This is a genomic window from Pseudomonadota bacterium, from assembly GCA_040752895.1.
Lineage (GTDB): Bacteria > Pseudomonadota > Alphaproteobacteria.
On record JBFMHN010000001.1, the window covers coordinates 578,302 to 594,286 of the forward strand.

Consider the following 15,985-nt stretch of genomic DNA (forward strand, 5'->3'; position numbering starts at 1 on the left):
GTCAGGCTTTCGCCTTCGCCCGCAATTCTTCAATCGCCGACATATTCACGAGAGACGAAAGGTCGCCCGGGTCTTGGCCGAGATAGACGCTACGCACGACCCGGCGCATGATCTTCATCGAACGCGTCTTCGGAAGATCCGTTACGAAGACGACGTCCTTCGGACGGAAGGCCTTGCCGTGGCCGGCGACGACGGCGTCCGCGAGTTTCTCCTTGAGGGCAGCGTCCGCCGAAACGCCCTCCCCCGGCACGCAGACGCAGACGACGGCCGAGCCTTTGACTTTGTCCGGAACCCCGATGGCGGCGGCTTCCTTGACGAGGCCGGTTTCCAGCACGGCGCCTTCGATCTCGGCCGGGCCCGTCCGCTTGCCGGCGACCTTCAGCGTATCGTCGGAACGGCCGAGGATGTACCACATGCCGTCCCCATCCACCGTCGCCCAGTCGCCCTGCCGCCAGAGTCCGGGAAAAGTGCTCCAGTAGGTTTCCAAATACCGGTCCGCGTCCTTCCAAAGCCCCCGCGAAAGGCCGATGGAAGGAAGCCGGAGCACGAGTTCACCGACCTCGCCGCACGGCTGGGACTTCGCGTTTTCGTCAACGACGTCGGCACCCATGGCCGGCAGCGGTGCGTTGAAGGAGCAGGGTTTCAAGGGCCGGGTGACGACGCAGCCGACGATCCCGCCACCGATCTCGGTGCCGCCGGAAAGGTTGAGAACAGGTACCCTCTTTTTACAAACATGCTCGAAGAACCAGCGCCAGGCGTCCGGCGTCCACGGCTCGCCGGTCGTCGTTGTGATGCGAAGGGAAGAAAGATCATGCCGCTCAGCGGCATTTTCCCTCTGCGCCATGAAGATGCGAACGACCGTCGGCGCAATGCCGAGATAGGTCACCCCATATTCCTGCATCAATCGCCAGAGGCGTCCCGGGTCCGGGTAGTCGGGCGTGCCTTCCGCCAGCACCAACGTGGCGCCGGCAAAGGCCGCCAGCATGATCTCGAGCGGCCCCACGATCCACCCCATGTCGCTCATCCAGATAAGGCGGTCCTTCGCCTGAAAGTCGTGGCAGAGGATCATGTCCGCCATGATCTTCGTCAGGAAGCCGCAATGGGTGTGCACGGTGCCTTTCGGCTTGCCCGTCGTACCGGAGGTATGGATCACCATGAACGGCGCCTCCGCGTCCATCTCCTCCGTCGGCGCCTCACCGGGTGCGCCCTTTACGCTTTCGTGCCACCAGTGATCGCGCCCCGCCCGCCAGGGTACGTCGTCGCCAAGGTGCTTGAAGACGATGACATGCTTCACGCTTGGCGTTTCGTCGAGCGCTTCGTCGAGCGTCGCCTTCATCGGCACTCGCTTGCCGCGGCGAAGCGTGCCGTCCACGGTGATAACCGCCTTCGCCTCGCAATCGTTGAGGCGTACCGCGATCGCCTGTTTGCCGAAGCCGGAGAAAAGCGGCACAACGATGCCGCCGATCTTGGCAACGGCGAAGAAGGCGGCGGCGACCTCCGGCACCATCGGCAAGAAAAGTCCGACCGCGTCGCCCGGCCCAAGGCCCAGGCGACGAAGGGCGGATGCCAGCCGCGACACCTCCGCCGCAAGTTCCGCATAGGTCCATTCGCGGCGGGCGCCGTCCTCGCCCTCCCAGAGAATCGCCGGCTTTGCCCAGAAGGGGCCGTCGCGGTGCTTGTCGAGGCAGTTGAGAACGATATTCGTCGTGCCGCCCACGCACCAGCGCGCCCATTCGACTCCTTGCGAGGTATCAAGGACGCGCGCGTAAGGCTTGTAAAAACGAATATCGAGATGCCGGATAGCGGTGTTCCAGAACCATTCCGGATCTTCGTTCGAACGCGCGATCAGCGCGTCGTAATCGGCAAGCCCGTGCGCGCGAAGGAAGGCGAGAAGATTGCTTTGCTCGGAAATCTCCCGCGATGGCCACCATGCAATCGCTCCCGCCGTAAACGCGTGGTCCATCTTCCCCCCTCACCCATCCTCATGCCGGGCACCTCCGACGATGGCGCGAAGGATCAGAATTCGTTGATCTCGTAATATTTGATCGAAGGGTCGGCGCGCAACATGCCGAACACCTTGTCCAGATCGCCGCGCTCTTTCCGCCAGGCTAGATATTTCTGGTGATGCTCGCGGGAATCCCATTCTTCATAAACGACGACATCCGCCGGCTGGTCCTTGTCCACCAGCATGACGATCTTCTGCGCGCCTTTGAAAGCGGCCGTTTCAGGCAGAATGGATTTGATGGCCGCCTTGTATTCTTCGGCCTTCTTTTCGTCGAGCGGAAAGCTGACCAGTGCAATCGTTGGCATGAAATCCTCTCTGTGGTTATGCGCCCGCCGTCTCCAGCGCTGGGTAATCCGTATAGCCCTTGGCGTCACCGCCATAGAAAGTGGCCGGGTCCGGCTGGTTAAGAGGCGCACCGATTTCGAGCCGGCGAATAAGATCCGGATTGGCAAGGAAAGGCCGACCAAAGGCGATGAGGTCGGCGCGGCCTTTCGCGACGGCGTCTTCGGCGCGCGTGCCGTCGTAGCCGCCGTTCGCCATGTAAAGTCCGCCGAAGGCCTCGCGCAGGGCCACCCAGTCGAAGGAAACGGCTTCCCCCACCAAGTTGACCTCGACGACGTGCAGGTAGGCAAGCTTCTGACGGCCCAGCATGGCGGCGACGGCCGGGAAGGTCGTCTCCGGCGCGCTGTCCTGCATGTCGTTGAAGCCGTTGACCGGCGAAAGCCGCACGCCGACCCGATCCGCCGTCCACACCTCGGCGACGGCCTCCACCACGTCGTGCAGAAGCCGCGCGCGGTTCATAAGCGAACCGCCATAGCGGTCCTGGCGGTGATTCGTGCCGTCCCGCAGGAACTGGTCCAGAAGGTAGCCGTTCCCGGCATGGACCTCGACGCCGTCGAAGCCCGCTTGCCTGGCGTTCTCGGCACCCATACGGAATTGCTCGACGATGCCGGGGATCTCGTCGGTCGCCAACGCCCGCGGCATGACGAAAGGCTTTGGGCCCTCATAGGTCATCGCCTCGCCGGCCGGGCGGATGGCGGAAGGGGCGACGGGCAGTTCGCCGCCCGGCTGCAGGGAAGGGTGCGAGATGCGCCCGACATGCCAAAGCTGCAGGAAGATGCGCCCGCCCTCCGCGTGCACGGCTTCCGTCACGCGCCGCCAGCCCGCCACCTGTGCCGTCGAATGGATACCGGGGGTCGCCGGGTAACCGACGCCTTGCGGCGACACCTGCGTCGCTTCCGTGATGATCAACGCCCGCTTTGCGCGCTGGCGATAGTAAGTGGCGTTGAGGTCCTGGGGCACGTTGCCGGAAGCGGCGCGGTTCCGCGTCAGCGGCGCCATGACGATGCGATGGGGAAGGTCGTAAGGCCCCAGCCGCACCGGCGTGAAAAGATGGGAAAGTTTCGTCTTTGCCATCGTCACATCGCCGTATAGCCACCATCCACGACGATCTCGGCGCCGTTGACGTAGGAGGATTCGTCGGAAGCCAGAAAAAGGACCGCGTTTGCCACTTCCTCGGGCTCCCCGGCCCGTCCCAGAATCGTCGGACCAAGCACCTGCTTTTTCAGATCCGGGTCGTCGTTGATGCCGGCGGTCATCGGCGTTTCGATGAGACCGGGGTGCACGGAATTCGCGCGAATGCGATGGGACGCGTATTCGACGGCGACGGACTTCGTGATCAGCCGCACGCCGCCCTTCGACGCCTGGTAGGCGGCCGCGTTCGGGGCGCCGACCAAGCCGTAAATCGAGGAAATATTGACGATCGAACCACCCCCCGCCTTCTTCATCGCCGGCAGGATGTGCTTGCAGCCCAAGAAAACGCCGCGCAGGTTGATCGCCAGGACGCGGTCGAATTCCTCGACGGAGGTGTCCTGGATGGGCTTGTAAGTCAGGATGCCGGCGTTGTTGACCAGCGCGTCCACCTTGCCGTATTCGCCGATCGCCTTGTCAACGACGGCCTTCCACGCGCCCTCGTTGGCTACGTCGTGGGGAAGGAAAATGGCCTCGCCCCCGGCCTGTTTGATGCCTTCGACGACGGCCCTGCCCTCCTTCTCGGCGAGGTCGGTGACGACGACCTTCGCCCCTTCTTGGGCAAGCAGCCGGCTATGCGCCTTGCCCATGCCCATGGCGCCGCCCGTGACCAGCGCCACCTTGCCTTCCATGCGCCCCATTTTTCCTCTCCCGAAAAAGTGCTTCCTGCGCTTCTTGTGTTTCAGGAAAACGTCGGTGGATAGCAGCCGGAAGTCAAGCCCGGAACTCGCCCGCCGTCGAGCCGCTCAAGCGCTACGCCGCAGAATGTTGGGCATGCTGACGACATCCTGGCATTCGCCATAGCCGATCCGGCCGTCCATGTTCCATTCCATGAGCGTGGCGAAATCGCAGGTGTTCGGCCAGCACATCCAGGGAAAACCCGTCATCGCGCTGCCCGTGAAGTGGTAGCGACGGTCGCGGACATCGGTAACCTCGACGTTCATGCCAACCTGCAGCAGGCCGTTTCGGGTGGAGTGTCCCTTGCCGTCCTTCAGGCCATAGACCTTGCCGTTCTCCAGCACGTAGCCATGGGCGAAGGGGGTCAGGATTTCGGCTTGCATCGGATCGAAACCGAAGATGCAGTGGATGGTCATCTCGCGGCCGAAACTCACATGAAACCAGCTGGCCGAGGGATAATCGGCCTCCGGCCTTGGCCCCCAGCTATGGTCCATCGTCGAGACAGAATCGATCTTGTAGTGTTTGCCGCGCACCTTGAGCGCGCCCTTGAAATGGCCGGTCTGATCGAAGTGGCCCTTGATCGGCTTCTCCTTCGGCGCCTTGGGATCCATCGCCGGGTCCGTAATATCATAGGGTGGCATAAGGCCTTCGAACTCCACGTGAAATTCCGTATCGTTCTTTCCCTTGTAGGTGAGGAGGTAGTCCATCGGCGGGTTCACAGCTTTCACGCTAAGGCCGTTGTTCAACGCATAATCCCCGATCTTTTTCGGCAGCGGCAGATGGGCGTGTTCGTCGTAGTAAAGCGCTTCGATCCGGTGATTGGAAAACCCCTGGATGACTTGTACGCTGGACAGGACAACGCCAAGAGTGGGGCGCGAAAGGAAATAGACGCCGACGTTGATTTTCTCTTCCGGGATATTGAAGCCGAAGAAATTCGTCTCCGCCCACAGAGGATCGCCGTCCGCCGGAATATGGAATTCCATGACGTCTCTTGCCGTGATCATGCGCGCCCTCCTTTCGGTGTTGCTCTACCGCCTCTGAAAGTATAGCCGAAACCGCCGTTGGCGCCTTTCAAACAAGGGGCGCTGCCCAGCCAGCCCCCCCTAACCACGGCCCCATAGCCGCTAAAGCCTTCCCGGGGAAGGGCTTAAGTCGTTATGGTGGGTGTTGGTCCGCGGTCGGCAGAAAGGGGCTAATCCGCGGGGGTTGATCCGAGGCGTCGAACGGAAGTGCGCACGGGGAATCCCACCATGCTTGAACGCGCGAGAAAGACGAAAGGAACGACGTCATGAGCGGACGCTGCGGCGGACACGATCCTTCTTCGACCACGGCCCACGATCATGCGAAGGCGCACACCGCGGGCCACATCACGACCGATGGCAAGACCGCCACCGACCCGGTCTGCGGGATGACGGTCCCCCTCAAGCCGGAAAGCCTCAAGGCCGAAGATCGCGGCCACACCTATTACTTCTGCGGCGCAAAGTGCCGCGAGAAGTTTCTCGCCGACCCGGCGCGCTACCGGACGCCGCAACCGGCCGCGACGACGGCTTCTCCCCCCGGCGTGAAGTGGACCTGCCCGATGCACCCCGAGATCGTGCGCGACGGCCCGGGCGCCTGCCCGATCTGCGGCATGGCACTCGAACCGATGACGCCGACGGCGACCGCCGCGCCCAATCCGGAACTCAAGGACATGACCCGGCGATTCTGGATCGGGCTTGTGCTAAGCCTTCCCATTCTCACCCTCGAAATGGGCGGCCACCTGCTGGGCCTGCACCGCCTGCTGGGCCAACAGGGCTCGAACTGGGCGCAACTCGCGCTCGCCACGCCGGTCGTGCTATGGGCCGGCCGGCCGTTCTTCGAGCGCGCCTGGGCCTCGCTTCTCACCCGCAGTCTCAACATGTTCACGCTGATCGCGATGGGAACCGGTATTGCCTGGGTCTACAGCGTGGTCGCGACCCTTGCGCCGGAGGTGTTCCCCGCCGCTTTCCGGGCGCCCGATGGCGCGGTCGCTGTTTATTTCGAGGCGGCGGCGGTCATCACCGTACTGGTTCTGCTGGGTCAGGTGCTCGAACTGCGGGCGCGCGAGACGACGAGCGGTGCCATCAAGGCGCTGCTCGATCTAACGCCCAAGCTTGCGCGTCGGGTCCGTTCCGATGGCGCCGACGAGGAGATCGCGCTTGAAAACGTTGCCGTCGGCGATGCCCTTCGCATCCGCCCCGGCGAGAAAGTGCCAGTGGACGGGGTGGTTATGGAAGGCCGCGGCGCGGTTGATGAATCGATGATCACGGGCGAATCGATGCCGGTCACGAAGGAGCCGGGCGGCAAGCTGATCGGCGGCACGATCAACCAAAGCGGCGGGCTTCTGATGCGCGCCGAAAAGGTCGGGCGCGACACGGTGCTCGCCCGCATCGTTCAAATGGTGGCCGAGGCGCAACGCAGCCGCGCCCCCATCCAGCGGCTAGCGGACCAGGTCTCGGGCTATTTTGTTCCGGCGGTGGTCCTCGTCGCCTTTGCCGCCTTCCTCGTCTGGTCGCTCTGGGGGCCGCCGCCCGCGATGGGCTTCGGGCTGATCGCAGCCGTCACGGTTCTCATCATCGCCTGCCCCTGTGCGCTTGGGCTCGCCACACCGATGTCGATCATGGTCGGCGTCGGGCACGGCGCGCAGAGCGGCGTCCTGATCAAGAACGCCGAAGCCCTCGAACGCATGGAGAAGGTCGACACCCTTGTCGTGGATAAAACCGGCACGCTCACGGAAGGCAAGCCGAAAGTCGTCGCCCTACGCCCCGTCGCGGACGGGAAGGATGCCGAGCTGCTTCAGCTCGCGGCCAGCCTCGAACGGGCAAGCGAGCACCCGCTGGCGCAGGCGATCGTGGCGGCGGCGAAGGAGCGCGGCCTGACGCTGTCCGAGCCGGAAGGCGTCGACTCCCCGGTCGGCAAAGGGGTGCTTGGGCGCGTCGGAGGTCAATCGATCCTGATCGGCAACGCCCGCTTTCTGCGCGAGCAAGGCGTCGACGTCGACACGCTGGAGACGGAGGCGGAACAGTTGCGGCACGACGGCGCAACGGTAATCTTTGTCGCCGCCGATCAACGGCCAGCTGGCCTCATCGGCATCGCCGACCCGGTCAAGGCTTCGACGCCGGAAGCGCTTAAGGCGCTGACGGCGGCGGGTATCCGCGTCATCATGCTGACGGGCGACAATCGGGCGACCGCCGAAGCGGTTGCCCGACGGCTGGGCATCGCGGACGTGGAAGCGGATGTCCTCCCCGATCAGAAAAGCGCGGTGGTTGCGAAACTGAAGGCGCAGGGCCGCGTCGTCGCGATGGCGGGCGACGGCGTCAACGACGCGCCGGCGCTGGCGGCCGCCGATGTCGGCATCGCCATGGGATCGGGCACCGATGTCGCCATTGAAAGCGCCGGGATCACGCTGTTGAAGGGCGACCTGAACGGAATTCTGCGCGCCAGGCGTCTCAGCCAGGCGACCATGCGCAACATTCGCCAGAACCTGGTTTTCGCCTTTATCTATAACGTCGGAGGCATTCCGGTAGCGGCCGGCGTATTCTACCCGCTGTTCGGGTGGCTACTCTCGCCGATCATCGCCGCGGCGGCAATGGCGGCGAGTTCGGTCAGCGTCATCGCGAACGCGCTGCGGTTAAGAAGTGTCCGGCTGGACCGGGATCAGCAAGTGCCACCTGAAGCCTAAGCTTTGAGATCGCGCGGGCTTTACGCTAGAACCTTCCGAAACGGAGTTGCGGTTTTGCGTTTTCTCCGATGAGTCTGGACATCACTTTCCTGGGCGGGGCGGGAACCGTCACCGGCTCTAAGTACCTGGTCGAGAGCGCCGCCGGACGCGTTCTCGTTGATTGCGGTCTGTTCCAGGGGGTCAAACAGCTTCGCCTGCACAATTGGGCCCCGCTGCCCGTCGATCCCAAGGGAATCGACGCGGTGGTGCTGACCCATGCTCACCTCGACCACTCGGGCTACCTGCCCCTCCTGGTCAAACGGGGTTTCACGGGACCCATCCTATGCACCAAGGCGACGCACGATTTGTGCGCGGTGCTGCTTCCCGACAGCGGCTTCCTGCAGGAGAAGGACGCGGAGTTCGCCAACCGTCACGGACATTCCAAGCACAAGCCCGCCCTGCCGCTCTACACGCGGCAGGACGCCGAGGCCTCGCTCAGCAGTTTCGCGCCCGGCAATTTCGACGCAAAGCGACCGGTGGCCGGTGGTTTCACCGCGCTGTTCCGGCACGCCGGCCACATATTGGGCGCGTCCATCGTCGAACTTGAATACGAGAACACGAAGATCGTTTTCTCGGGCGATCTAGGCCGGCCGAACAGCGCCACCATGGTCGCCCCGGCGCCGATTGCGACCGCGGATTATCTTGTTGTCGAGTCGACCTACGGCGATCGCCTCCACGACCGCCGCGACCCGGAGGATATGCTCGCCGAGATCATCGTCCGCACCGCCTCACGCGGCGGCACGGTGCTGATCCCCTCTTTCGCCGTCGGCCGCGCGCAGTCGCTCCTGTTTTACCTGCAACGCCTTAAAGCGGGCGGGCGGATCCCCAATCTACCGATCTTCCTCGACAGCCCGATGGCGATCGACGCCAGCGAAATTTTCTGTCGGCGCTTCCCCGATCATAAGCTCGACGAAAACCAGTGTCGGACAGCTTGCGGGGTCGCTCGCTACGTCCACGACACCGAGCATTCAAAGGCGCTCGACGCCGAACCCATGCCAAAGATCATCGTCTCGGCAAGCGGCATGGCCACCGGCGGCCGCATCCTGCACCATCTCAAGGCCTACGTGACGGATCCCCGCAACACGGTCCTGTTCGCCGGTTTCCAGGCGGCCGGAACGCGCGGCGCGGCAATGACGGCGGGCGCCGACCGCATCAAGATTCACGGCCAGTACCTGCCGGTCCGCGCGGAAGTCCAGAACCTGCACATGCTGTCCGCCCACGCCGACGCAAGCGAGATTCTGGACTGGCTCCGAAAATTCGAGAAACCGCCACGGATGACCTTCATTACCCACGGCGAAGCCACGGCGTCAGACGCGCTGCGCCTGCGGATCGAGGAGGAGCTGGGCTGGCGTTGCGTCGTGCCGGAATACCGTGACCGGGTGACACTCGCATGAACAAAACGCCGCCAAAACCCGGCGCCGTTGTGGGTAAGCGCACGGCCACGCATAGGCTGCACGCGCGCCGCCTCGGCATCGATACGCAGTACGAGGCCATCGTGCTGATGCACGAGGATTGCGACGTCTGCCGGGCGGAAGGTTTCGCCGCGCGCGCCCGCGTGCAGCTCAGCCATGCCGGCCGCGACATCATCGCGACTCTCTATCCGGTACGCGGCGACCTGGTCGGCCTGAACGAAGTGGGCCTGTCGGAACCGGCCTGGCGGCGGCTCGGTCTTGCGGACGGGGAAGAAATCACCATTAGCCACCCGCCCCCGTTGACATCGCTGAGCCTGGTCCGGGGAAAGATATACGGACAGCGGCTGGACGCCGAGGCGATCCGCGCGATCGTCACCGACATCGTCGGGGGCAGTTATTCGGACATCCACTTGTCGTCCTTCATCACCGCCTGCTCCGCCCGCCCGCTCGACCACAGCGAGATCGTGGCGCTGACCGGCGCCATGGTGGAGGTTGGCACCCGCCTGCACTGGGATGAACACCCCGTGATGGACAAGCACAGCGTCGGGGGCCTGCCCGGCAACCGGACGACACCGATCGTCGTCGCGATCACCGCCGCGAGCGGGCTCACCATGCCCAAGACCTCGTCGCGAGCGATTACTTCGCCCGCCGGGACCGCCGACACGATGGAAACTCTAGCACCAGTCGCACTTGACCTCGCCGCGATGCGCCGCGTGGTCGAACAGGAGGGCGGCTGCGTCGTATGGGGCGGGGCCGTGCGGCTCAGCCCGGCCGACGATACCCTGATTCGGGTGGAGCGCGTGCTCGACCTAGACAGCGAAGGCCAGCTCGTGGCGTCCGTGCTGTCAAAGAAGATCGCCGCCGGCGCGACCCATCTCGTGCTCGATCTGCCGGTGGGGGCGACGGCGAAGGTGCGCACCGGAAAAGCCGCGACAAGCCTCGCCGACTGCTTGCTGCGTGTCGCCGAAGTTTTCGGGCTGGAGGCGCGAGCCCTCGTCACCGACGGCAGCCAGCCGGTCGGCCGCGGCATAGGCCCGGCGCTAGAGGCGCGGGACGTTCTGGCCGTGTTGCGGGGCGACGCTGCGGCCCCATTGGACCTGCGCGAGCGCGCGCTCGCACTCGCCGGAGCGGTGCTGGAACTCGCCGGCACCGCCCCGGTCGGCACGGGCTTCGCCCACGCGACCAAAATTCTCGACGACGGCCATGCCTGGGCCAAGTTCCAGCGCATCTGCGAGGCCCAGGGCGGGATGCGCGAGCCTCCCGTCGCCCGGCACCGACACCCCGTTGCCGTCGCCCGCACCGGCCGGGTTTCGACCATCGACAACCGGCGCCTGGCGAGTGTCGCCAAACTCGCCGGCGCACCCGGCGCCAAGGTGGCCGGGGTGGATATGCAGGTGCGGCTGGGTAACAGCGTAAAGGCTGGGGAACCGATGTACACGGTACACGCCGACACGCCCGGGGAGCTCGCCTATGCGCTCGAATTTGTCGAGGCGAACCCCGACATCGTCGAGGTGACCGCGCAATGACGCCGCTTCTGATCCCGATGGCCGGCGACCCCGCGCTCGCCCGGACCATCGCCGACCGCCTCGGCGCCGATTTCGGGCGTATCGAAATCCGGCGGTTTCCGGACGGCGAGACGTATCTACGGCACGACTCCGCCGTCTCCGGGCGGCCGGTTCTTCTGTTCGGCAGCCTGGACCGTCCGGACGACAAGTTCCTGCCGTTCGCCTTCGCTGCCGCCGCCGCGCGCGATCTTGGGGCGGCGAGCGTCGGCCTGATCTGCCCTTACCTTGCCTACCTGCGCCAGGATCGTCGCTTCGCGCCGGGCGAGGCCATCACGTCGGCCTATTTCGCAAAGCTGCTATCCAGCCAGGTCGATTGGCTGGTGACCGTTGATCCGCACCTGCATCGGTACGCAGCGCTTGGAGAGATTTACAGCATCCCGACACGGGTCATTCATGCGGCACCGCTCATCGCGGACTGGATTTGCCGCGAGGTTGACCGGCCGCTGCTCATCGGCCCCGATGAGGAGAGCGCCCAGTGGGTCGCGGCCGTGGCGGCGAACGCCGGCGTTCCGCACATCGTCCTGCGCAAAATCCGTAGCGGCGACCGCGACGTCGAGGTCTCGGCGCCGGAGGTCGAGCGTTGGCGCGATCGCACCCCGGTGCTTCTCGACGACATCGCCTCGACCGGCCGCACCCTGCTTGCAACGATTACCCACCTGCGCAAGAAGGAAATGCGCCCACCCGTTTGCATGGTCGTGCATGGCGTCTTCGCGGGTACGGCCTTTCAAGAACTCCTCGCGGCAGGCGCCCGGGTCGTCACCTGCAACACCGTCCCGCACGAAACCAACCGCATCGATACCGCGGCCCCGTTGGCAGAAGCGGTGAAGGACATGATCCGGTAGGGCGGGTTTATATTTACGGAATGGGCACCGCCTCGTAGCGGTCGATCCGGTAATGCAACCCGTCGGGAAAAAGACGGTAATCCAGCTCAAGAAAGTCTTGCCCGGATTCCAGCCGATACACCACCGTCTTGGAATCAATCAACTGAGGGTTAACCTTTGCCCGCGGCAAGATGGGGGCGTCGGGCAACGGTTTTGTAAACGTAAATCGCACGTCCACCCCATTTGGAATCTTCTTCGGATTAAACGTGTGACGAAAAATAAGACCGGGGAAATATCTGGCGCCAATGTGGTCGAACATCTTTGTTAATTAATTTTGTATCGCGGCTTGCATGATATCTTCCGAGGAACCGTCAATCTCGCCCAAGGAAAACTTTTCCGCAGTTTTGCCCAACGGGATTTCCCTCTCCAACCGCACAAGCCCATCGTTAAACGCATACCCGACCGTGGTTTCATAAGGGACTGGAAACGTGGAATAATTCTTCGTTATATATTTCCTTTCCCGGCAGCAGAATGGTTATGTCTTTCCACGACTGTCCACTCTGCAATCGGGTTATGACTTCATCGATCCAAAGAAGTTTTCCGGTCTCCGGGTCGACGAAGGCATAACCAAACATGGGGTCTATATATACCCAATTCGAATTATCCACCCGAATCGCAACCGCAGAATGGCCGTCGGAAGACAGCACAATGTTTACTTGTTTTATTTCAACGCGGGTATCGTTTCTGAAAACCCAGATAAGCGCGGCCACCAGGCGGTTGCACAAACCATATCCGTTCAAAAAATCAATGGAGCCGAACGGGAGTTTTCGTGGGCCGGGGAGTTGCCGAGCCCAAATTCGCGCGCATCGTCGTAATTCTGGACTTTCCAGTAACGCGCAGCCCATCTGGCGGTAGATAAAATCGTTTCCTTGGGATCTTTTTGGAGAATATCCTTTTTAACTTCATCCGCCTTCAAGCGTGCATACGCATATAAGCCGCCCGTTATCGAAAATGAGCAAAGCGCCACCACAAGGACGGCTAGCGCTGCTCGCCCCCCCAAAACCAAAGTTTTAAAGAAATAGGTATTGGCTGCTTATGGTTGGCGCCGAAGGATTCCGATATTCTGTATAAACAGGAACGCCACGGAATAAAACAGGCGTTCCCGCGCGCCGAGGCGGCTTGAGAACGGCGGTCATAAGGCGGCGGCACGCATGCGCTTTCTCGAATCCCGGGGCGCTCGCGGTCAAAACGACGGAACTCCATCTCGCATTTGCACGTGAAGGCGTATCCCAAAAAACATCCCAGCGGCAGCGGTTTTCGGGTGCGGATGGACCCGGCGCGGATCGGCCAAGGAATTGAAATGGCGGCGCAGAGAATTTCCTGAAATTACCAACGCAAAATTTTTCACGCCTTGACAGCCCATCCAACCAATGATTAGGTTTTCGTGCGTTGCTTCAGGTGCCCCAGAGGCTTTTGCCCGAGGGACAAAATAGGAAGCCGGTGCGTTCCTGACTTTGTCAAACAACGAAGTCAGATATGGAACAATCCCGGCGCTGCCCCCGCAACGGTAAACGAGTTAAGGCTCTGCATTACGCCACTGTGCTTGTCGCATGGGAAGGCGCAGGTCCCGGGGATACCCCCACTCGTGAGCCCGTAGACTGGCCTGAAGTCGTTAGTTGGCATTGCGGAGGGCAATGTGACGGCTTAATGGGTCCTTCGTCCCCTACTAATCCGTCCCATACATTTTCCTCTGGCGTGTCGGTGTATCACTGATTCGCACGCGGGTGAGCGTGCCGGAGGAACTAGGAATGAAGAAACGCTGCCTGCCAGCAGCATTGCTGCTGCTGGCTTCCCACGCTGCCTTTGCCGCCAATATTGACCCCATCATCGTCACAGCGACCCGCACCGCCCAAACGGCGGACGAGGCTCTCGCCTCGGTGACCGTCATCACACGCAAAGATATCGAGCGCCAACAAGCCCAATCCATTCAGGACCTGCTGCGGGGCGTGCCCGGCGTCAGCATCGCCAACAATGGCGGGCCCGGTAAAGCCACGTCGGTGTTCCTCCGCGGCACCGAATCCGACCACGTGCTGGTGCTGATTGACGGCGTCAAGGTCGGTTCGGCAACCCTTGGCACCGCCCCATTTCAGCATATCCCTATCGATCAGATCGAACGCATCGAGATCGTGCGCGGCCCGCGTTCCAGTCTATACGGCTCCGAGGCCATCGGCGGGGTCATACAGATATTTACCCGCAAGGGCGGCGGCGAACTCAAACCGTTTTTCAGTGCCGGCCGCGGCCGTTACGGCACCTATGACGCCTCGGCCGGGGTTTCGGGTGGTGGCGAGAACAGCTGGTTTAACCTGAGCGCCAGCGGCATCGACACCGATGGTTTCAACGCCTGTCGCGGCAAGCCATCGCCCGGCGGAGCCGGTTGTTTTACCACCGAGTCTGACAAGGACGACTACCAAAACCTATCGGGTTCCGTACGCGCCGGGTACCGATTTGAAAACGGGTTGGAAATTGACACCCACGCGCTGCGCGTCAATGGCGAAACCGAATTCGATGGAAACACCACCAATGAATCTGAATCCGTTCAACAGGTTCTGGGCGGTAAAATTCGCTTCTCGCCAGTGAATATCTGGGGGCTAACCCTGGCTGCGGGTCACAGCCGTGACAAGTCCGACAATTTCAAGAATGGCATCTTTAAAAGCCAGTTCGAGACTATACGCAAGACCATCTCCTCGCAGAACGACATCACCATCGCGGACAACCAGATACTCACCCTCGGCGTTGACTACCAGAACGACGAAATCGACAGCACGACCGTCTACGCGATCGACTCCCGAAGCAACAAGGGGCTGTTTGCCCAGTACCAAGGGACCTACGGTGATTATGACCTGCAACTCAGCCTGCGCCAGGATGACAATGAGCAGTTTGACCGGCGCACAACCGGCGGGGCTGCCTGGGGTTATGCGCTAAGCGAAGGCTTGCGGGTCACCGTCTCCTACGGCACAGCCTTCAAGGCGCCGACGTTCAACGAACTTTACTTTCCGGGCTTCGGCAATCCCAATCTGCAACCAGAAGAATCGCGCAGCCTTGAAATCGGTCTTAGCGGAAAAGCCGGTTGGGGCCATTGGGCACTGAACACCTATCAAACCAGCGTTGATAATCTGATTGCCTTCGATGCGAGCATCTTCGCGCCCGCCAACGTCGATCAGGCACGCATCCGCGGCTTCGAGGCAACTTTTAAAACACAGATCGAAGGCTGGGATATCAACACGAATCTCACGCTGCTCGATGCCCAGGACCGCTCAAACGGCGCCAACAGGACAAATCAGTTGCCACGGCGCGCGCAACAATCGTTTCGGCTCGAGGCGGATCGTGGGTTCGGTGAATATCGCTTTGGCTGGACGCTGCTTGCGGAAAGCAAGCGTTACGACGATCTGGCTAATACCCGTAAGCTCGACGGCTACGCCACCGTCGATCTGCGCGCCGAATACATCATCGACAAAGACTGGCGGCTGCAGGCTCGCCTCGAGAACATGCTCAACAAGGACTACGAGACCGCTGCGTTTTTCAACCAACCGGGGCGCGGCCTGTTCGTGACCCTGCGCTATCAACCCTGATTTGCCACGGAGGAGAAAACCATGCTTACCCTGTCCTCACGTCACCAACTTCTGATCGGCTTCGGCCTGATCGCCCTCATAGCGGCGACTCGCGGCCACCATTTCGCCACGCTAGAAGCTCTGCCCGGCGCTTCCTGGGCGGCGTTTTTCCTGGCCGGTATTTATCTACGTCCGATCTTGGTTTTGCCGGGGCTGCTTGTCCTGACCTGGCTGCTGGATTTCGCTGCATTCACCTGGGGTGGCGCAAGTGGTTTTTGCCTCACGCCGGCCTACGCCTTCCTGCTGCCGGCCTACGGCTCGCTGTGGCTTGCCGGGCGCTGGTACGCCCACCAACACCGGTTTGAATGGCGCACAATTGCACCGCTTTGCCTCAGCGCACTTGTTGGCGCATCTGCCTGTGAACTGTTTTCCAGCGGCGGGTTCTATTTCTTCTCTGGCCGCTTCGCCGATCCGACTTTTGCCGAATTCGGCACGCGGGTTCTGCAATATTTTCCAGGCTATCTGCAGTCGTTGGCTTTTTACATCGGCATCGCAGCCGCGATCCATACGGCGTTCAACTTTGCACGCGGGACATCCGGCTACGACAACGCCACGGCCGGATAAGAC

At 62.4% G+C, this 15,985-nt stretch carries 14 protein-coding genes and 1 riboswitch; of the genes, 6 read left to right on the plus strand and 8 right to left on the minus strand.

Going from position 1 to position 15,985, the window contains the following annotated elements; genetic code table 11:
• Position 1: 1 nt before the first annotated feature.
• The 5 genes from AB1781_02970 to AB1781_02990 form a co-directional block, all read right to left on the minus strand.
• A complete protein-coding gene (locus AB1781_02970) occupies positions 2-1,963 on the minus strand; it encodes an AMP-binding protein (protein MEW5703535.1) in 1,962 nt (653 codons plus the stop codon).
• A 53-nt stretch (positions 1,964-2,016) separates the two neighbouring features.
• A complete protein-coding gene (locus tag AB1781_02975) occupies positions 2,017-2,310 on the minus strand; it encodes an antibiotic biosynthesis monooxygenase (protein MEW5703536.1) in 294 nt (97 codons plus the stop codon).
• Positions 2,311-2,326: 16 nt separating this feature from the next.
• Positions 2,327-3,421 carry an alkene reductase gene (locus AB1781_02980; GenBank protein ID MEW5703537.1) on the minus strand — a complete coding sequence of 365 codons (1,095 nt, stop codon included), beginning with the start codon at positions 3,419-3,421 and terminating at the stop codon, positions 2,327-2,329.
• 2 nt (positions 3,422-3,423) lie between these two features.
• Positions 3,424-4,176: a glucose 1-dehydrogenase gene (locus tag AB1781_02985; protein ID MEW5703538.1), complete on the minus strand. Its 753-nt coding sequence runs from the start codon at positions 4,174-4,176 to the stop codon at positions 3,424-3,426.
• Positions 4,177-4,281: 105 nt separating this feature from the next.
• Positions 4,282-5,217 (minus strand): hypothetical protein, encoded by a 936-nt coding sequence (locus AB1781_02990; protein MEW5703539.1) that lies wholly within the window; start codon positions 5,215-5,217, stop codon positions 4,282-4,284.
• Between the two features lie 284 nt (positions 5,218-5,501).
• Here AB1781_02990 and AB1781_02995 point away from each other — a divergent pair, with 284 nt between their 5' ends.
• The 4 genes from AB1781_02995 to AB1781_03010 all read left to right on the plus strand — a co-directional run bounded on the left by AB1781_02995 (position 5,502) and on the right by AB1781_03010 (position 11,771).
• Positions 5,502-7,913, plus strand: a complete 2,412-nt coding sequence (locus AB1781_02995; protein ID MEW5703540.1) for a heavy metal translocating P-type ATPase — start codon at positions 5,502-5,504, stop codon at positions 7,911-7,913.
• A gap of 68 nt (positions 7,914-7,981) precedes the next feature.
• Complete coding sequence (locus AB1781_03000; GenBank protein MEW5703541.1) at positions 7,982-9,346, plus strand: MBL fold metallo-hydrolase; 1,365 nt, start codon at positions 7,982-7,984, stop codon at positions 9,344-9,346.
• Complete coding sequence (locus tag AB1781_03005; GenBank protein ID MEW5703542.1) at positions 9,343-10,890, plus strand: thymidine phosphorylase family protein; 1,548 nt, start codon at positions 9,343-9,345, stop codon at positions 10,888-10,890. Before AB1781_03000 ends, AB1781_03005 begins: the two co-directional genes overlap by 4 nt.
• Positions 10,887-11,771, plus strand: coding sequence for a ribose-phosphate diphosphokinase (locus tag AB1781_03010; protein ID MEW5703543.1), 885 nt, complete (start codon positions 10,887-10,889; stop codon positions 11,769-11,771). The genes AB1781_03005 and AB1781_03010 overlap by 4 nt, the downstream gene beginning before the upstream one ends.
• A 13-nt stretch (positions 11,772-11,784) precedes the next feature.
• On the opposite strand, the gene AB1781_03015 is transcribed toward AB1781_03010, so the two are convergent.
• From AB1781_03015 to AB1781_03025, 3 genes are all read right to left on the minus strand, one after another.
• Positions 11,785-11,913 (minus strand): hypothetical protein, encoded by a 129-nt coding sequence (locus AB1781_03015; protein ID MEW5703544.1) that lies wholly within the window; start codon positions 11,911-11,913, stop codon positions 11,785-11,787.
• A gap of 307 nt (positions 11,914-12,220) precedes the next feature.
• A complete protein-coding gene (locus tag AB1781_03020) occupies positions 12,221-12,520 on the minus strand; it encodes a hypothetical protein (GenBank protein ID MEW5703545.1) in 300 nt (99 codons plus the stop codon).
• A 26-nt stretch (positions 12,521-12,546) separates the two neighbouring features.
• A complete protein-coding gene (locus tag AB1781_03025) occupies positions 12,547-12,726 on the minus strand; it encodes a hypothetical protein (protein MEW5703546.1) in 180 nt (59 codons plus the stop codon).
• 463 nt (positions 12,727-13,189) lie between these two features.
• Positions 13,190-13,432, plus strand: a riboswitch (cobalamin riboswitch).
• A gap of 126 nt (positions 13,433-13,558) precedes the next feature.
• Here AB1781_03025 and btuB point away from each other — a divergent pair.
• Complete coding sequence (btuB, locus tag AB1781_03030; GenBank protein ID MEW5703547.1) at positions 13,559-15,379, plus strand: TonB-dependent vitamin B12 receptor; 1,821 nt, start codon at positions 13,559-13,561, stop codon at positions 15,377-15,379.
• A 21-nt stretch (positions 15,380-15,400) separates the two neighbouring features.
• Positions 15,401-15,982: a hypothetical protein gene (locus tag AB1781_03035; GenBank protein ID MEW5703548.1), complete on the plus strand. Its 582-nt coding sequence runs from the start codon at positions 15,401-15,403 to the stop codon at positions 15,980-15,982.
• The last annotated feature ends 3 nt before the right edge of the window (positions 15,983-15,985 follow it).

Bases quoted from the DNA above. Each gene is read 5' to 3' on its own strand.
- AB1781_02970 (MEW5703535.1), bottom strand. From the start codon at position 1,963: ATGGACCACGCGTTTACGGCGGGAGCGATTGCATGGTGGCCATCGCGG.
- AB1781_02975 (MEW5703536.1), bottom strand. From the start codon at position 2,310: ATGCCAACGATTGCACTGGTCAGCTTTCCGCTCGACGAAAAGAAGGCC.
- AB1781_02980 (MEW5703537.1), bottom strand. From the start codon at position 3,421: ATGGCAAAGACGAAACTTTCCCATCTTTTCACGCCGGTGCGGCTGGGG.
- AB1781_02985 (MEW5703538.1), bottom strand. From the start codon at position 4,176: ATGGGGCGCATGGAAGGCAAGGTGGCGCTGGTCACGGGCGGCGCCATG.
- AB1781_02990 (MEW5703539.1), bottom strand. From the start codon at position 5,217: ATGATCACGGCAAGAGACGTCATGGAATTCCATATTCCGGCGGACGGC.
- AB1781_02995 (MEW5703540.1), top strand. From the start codon at position 5,502: ATGAGCGGACGCTGCGGCGGACACGATCCTTCTTCGACCACGGCCCAC.
- AB1781_03000 (MEW5703541.1), top strand. From the start codon at position 7,982: ATGAGTCTGGACATCACTTTCCTGGGCGGGGCGGGAACCGTCACCGGC.
- AB1781_03005 (MEW5703542.1), top strand. From the start codon at position 9,343: ATGAACAAAACGCCGCCAAAACCCGGCGCCGTTGTGGGTAAGCGCACG.
- AB1781_03010 (MEW5703543.1), top strand. From the start codon at position 10,887: ATGACGCCGCTTCTGATCCCGATGGCCGGCGACCCCGCGCTCGCCCGG.
- btuB (MEW5703547.1), top strand. From the start codon at position 13,559: ATGAAGAAACGCTGCCTGCCAGCAGCATTGCTGCTGCTGGCTTCCCAC.
- AB1781_03035 (MEW5703548.1), top strand. From the start codon at position 15,401: ATGCTTACCCTGTCCTCACGTCACCAACTTCTGATCGGCTTCGGCCTG.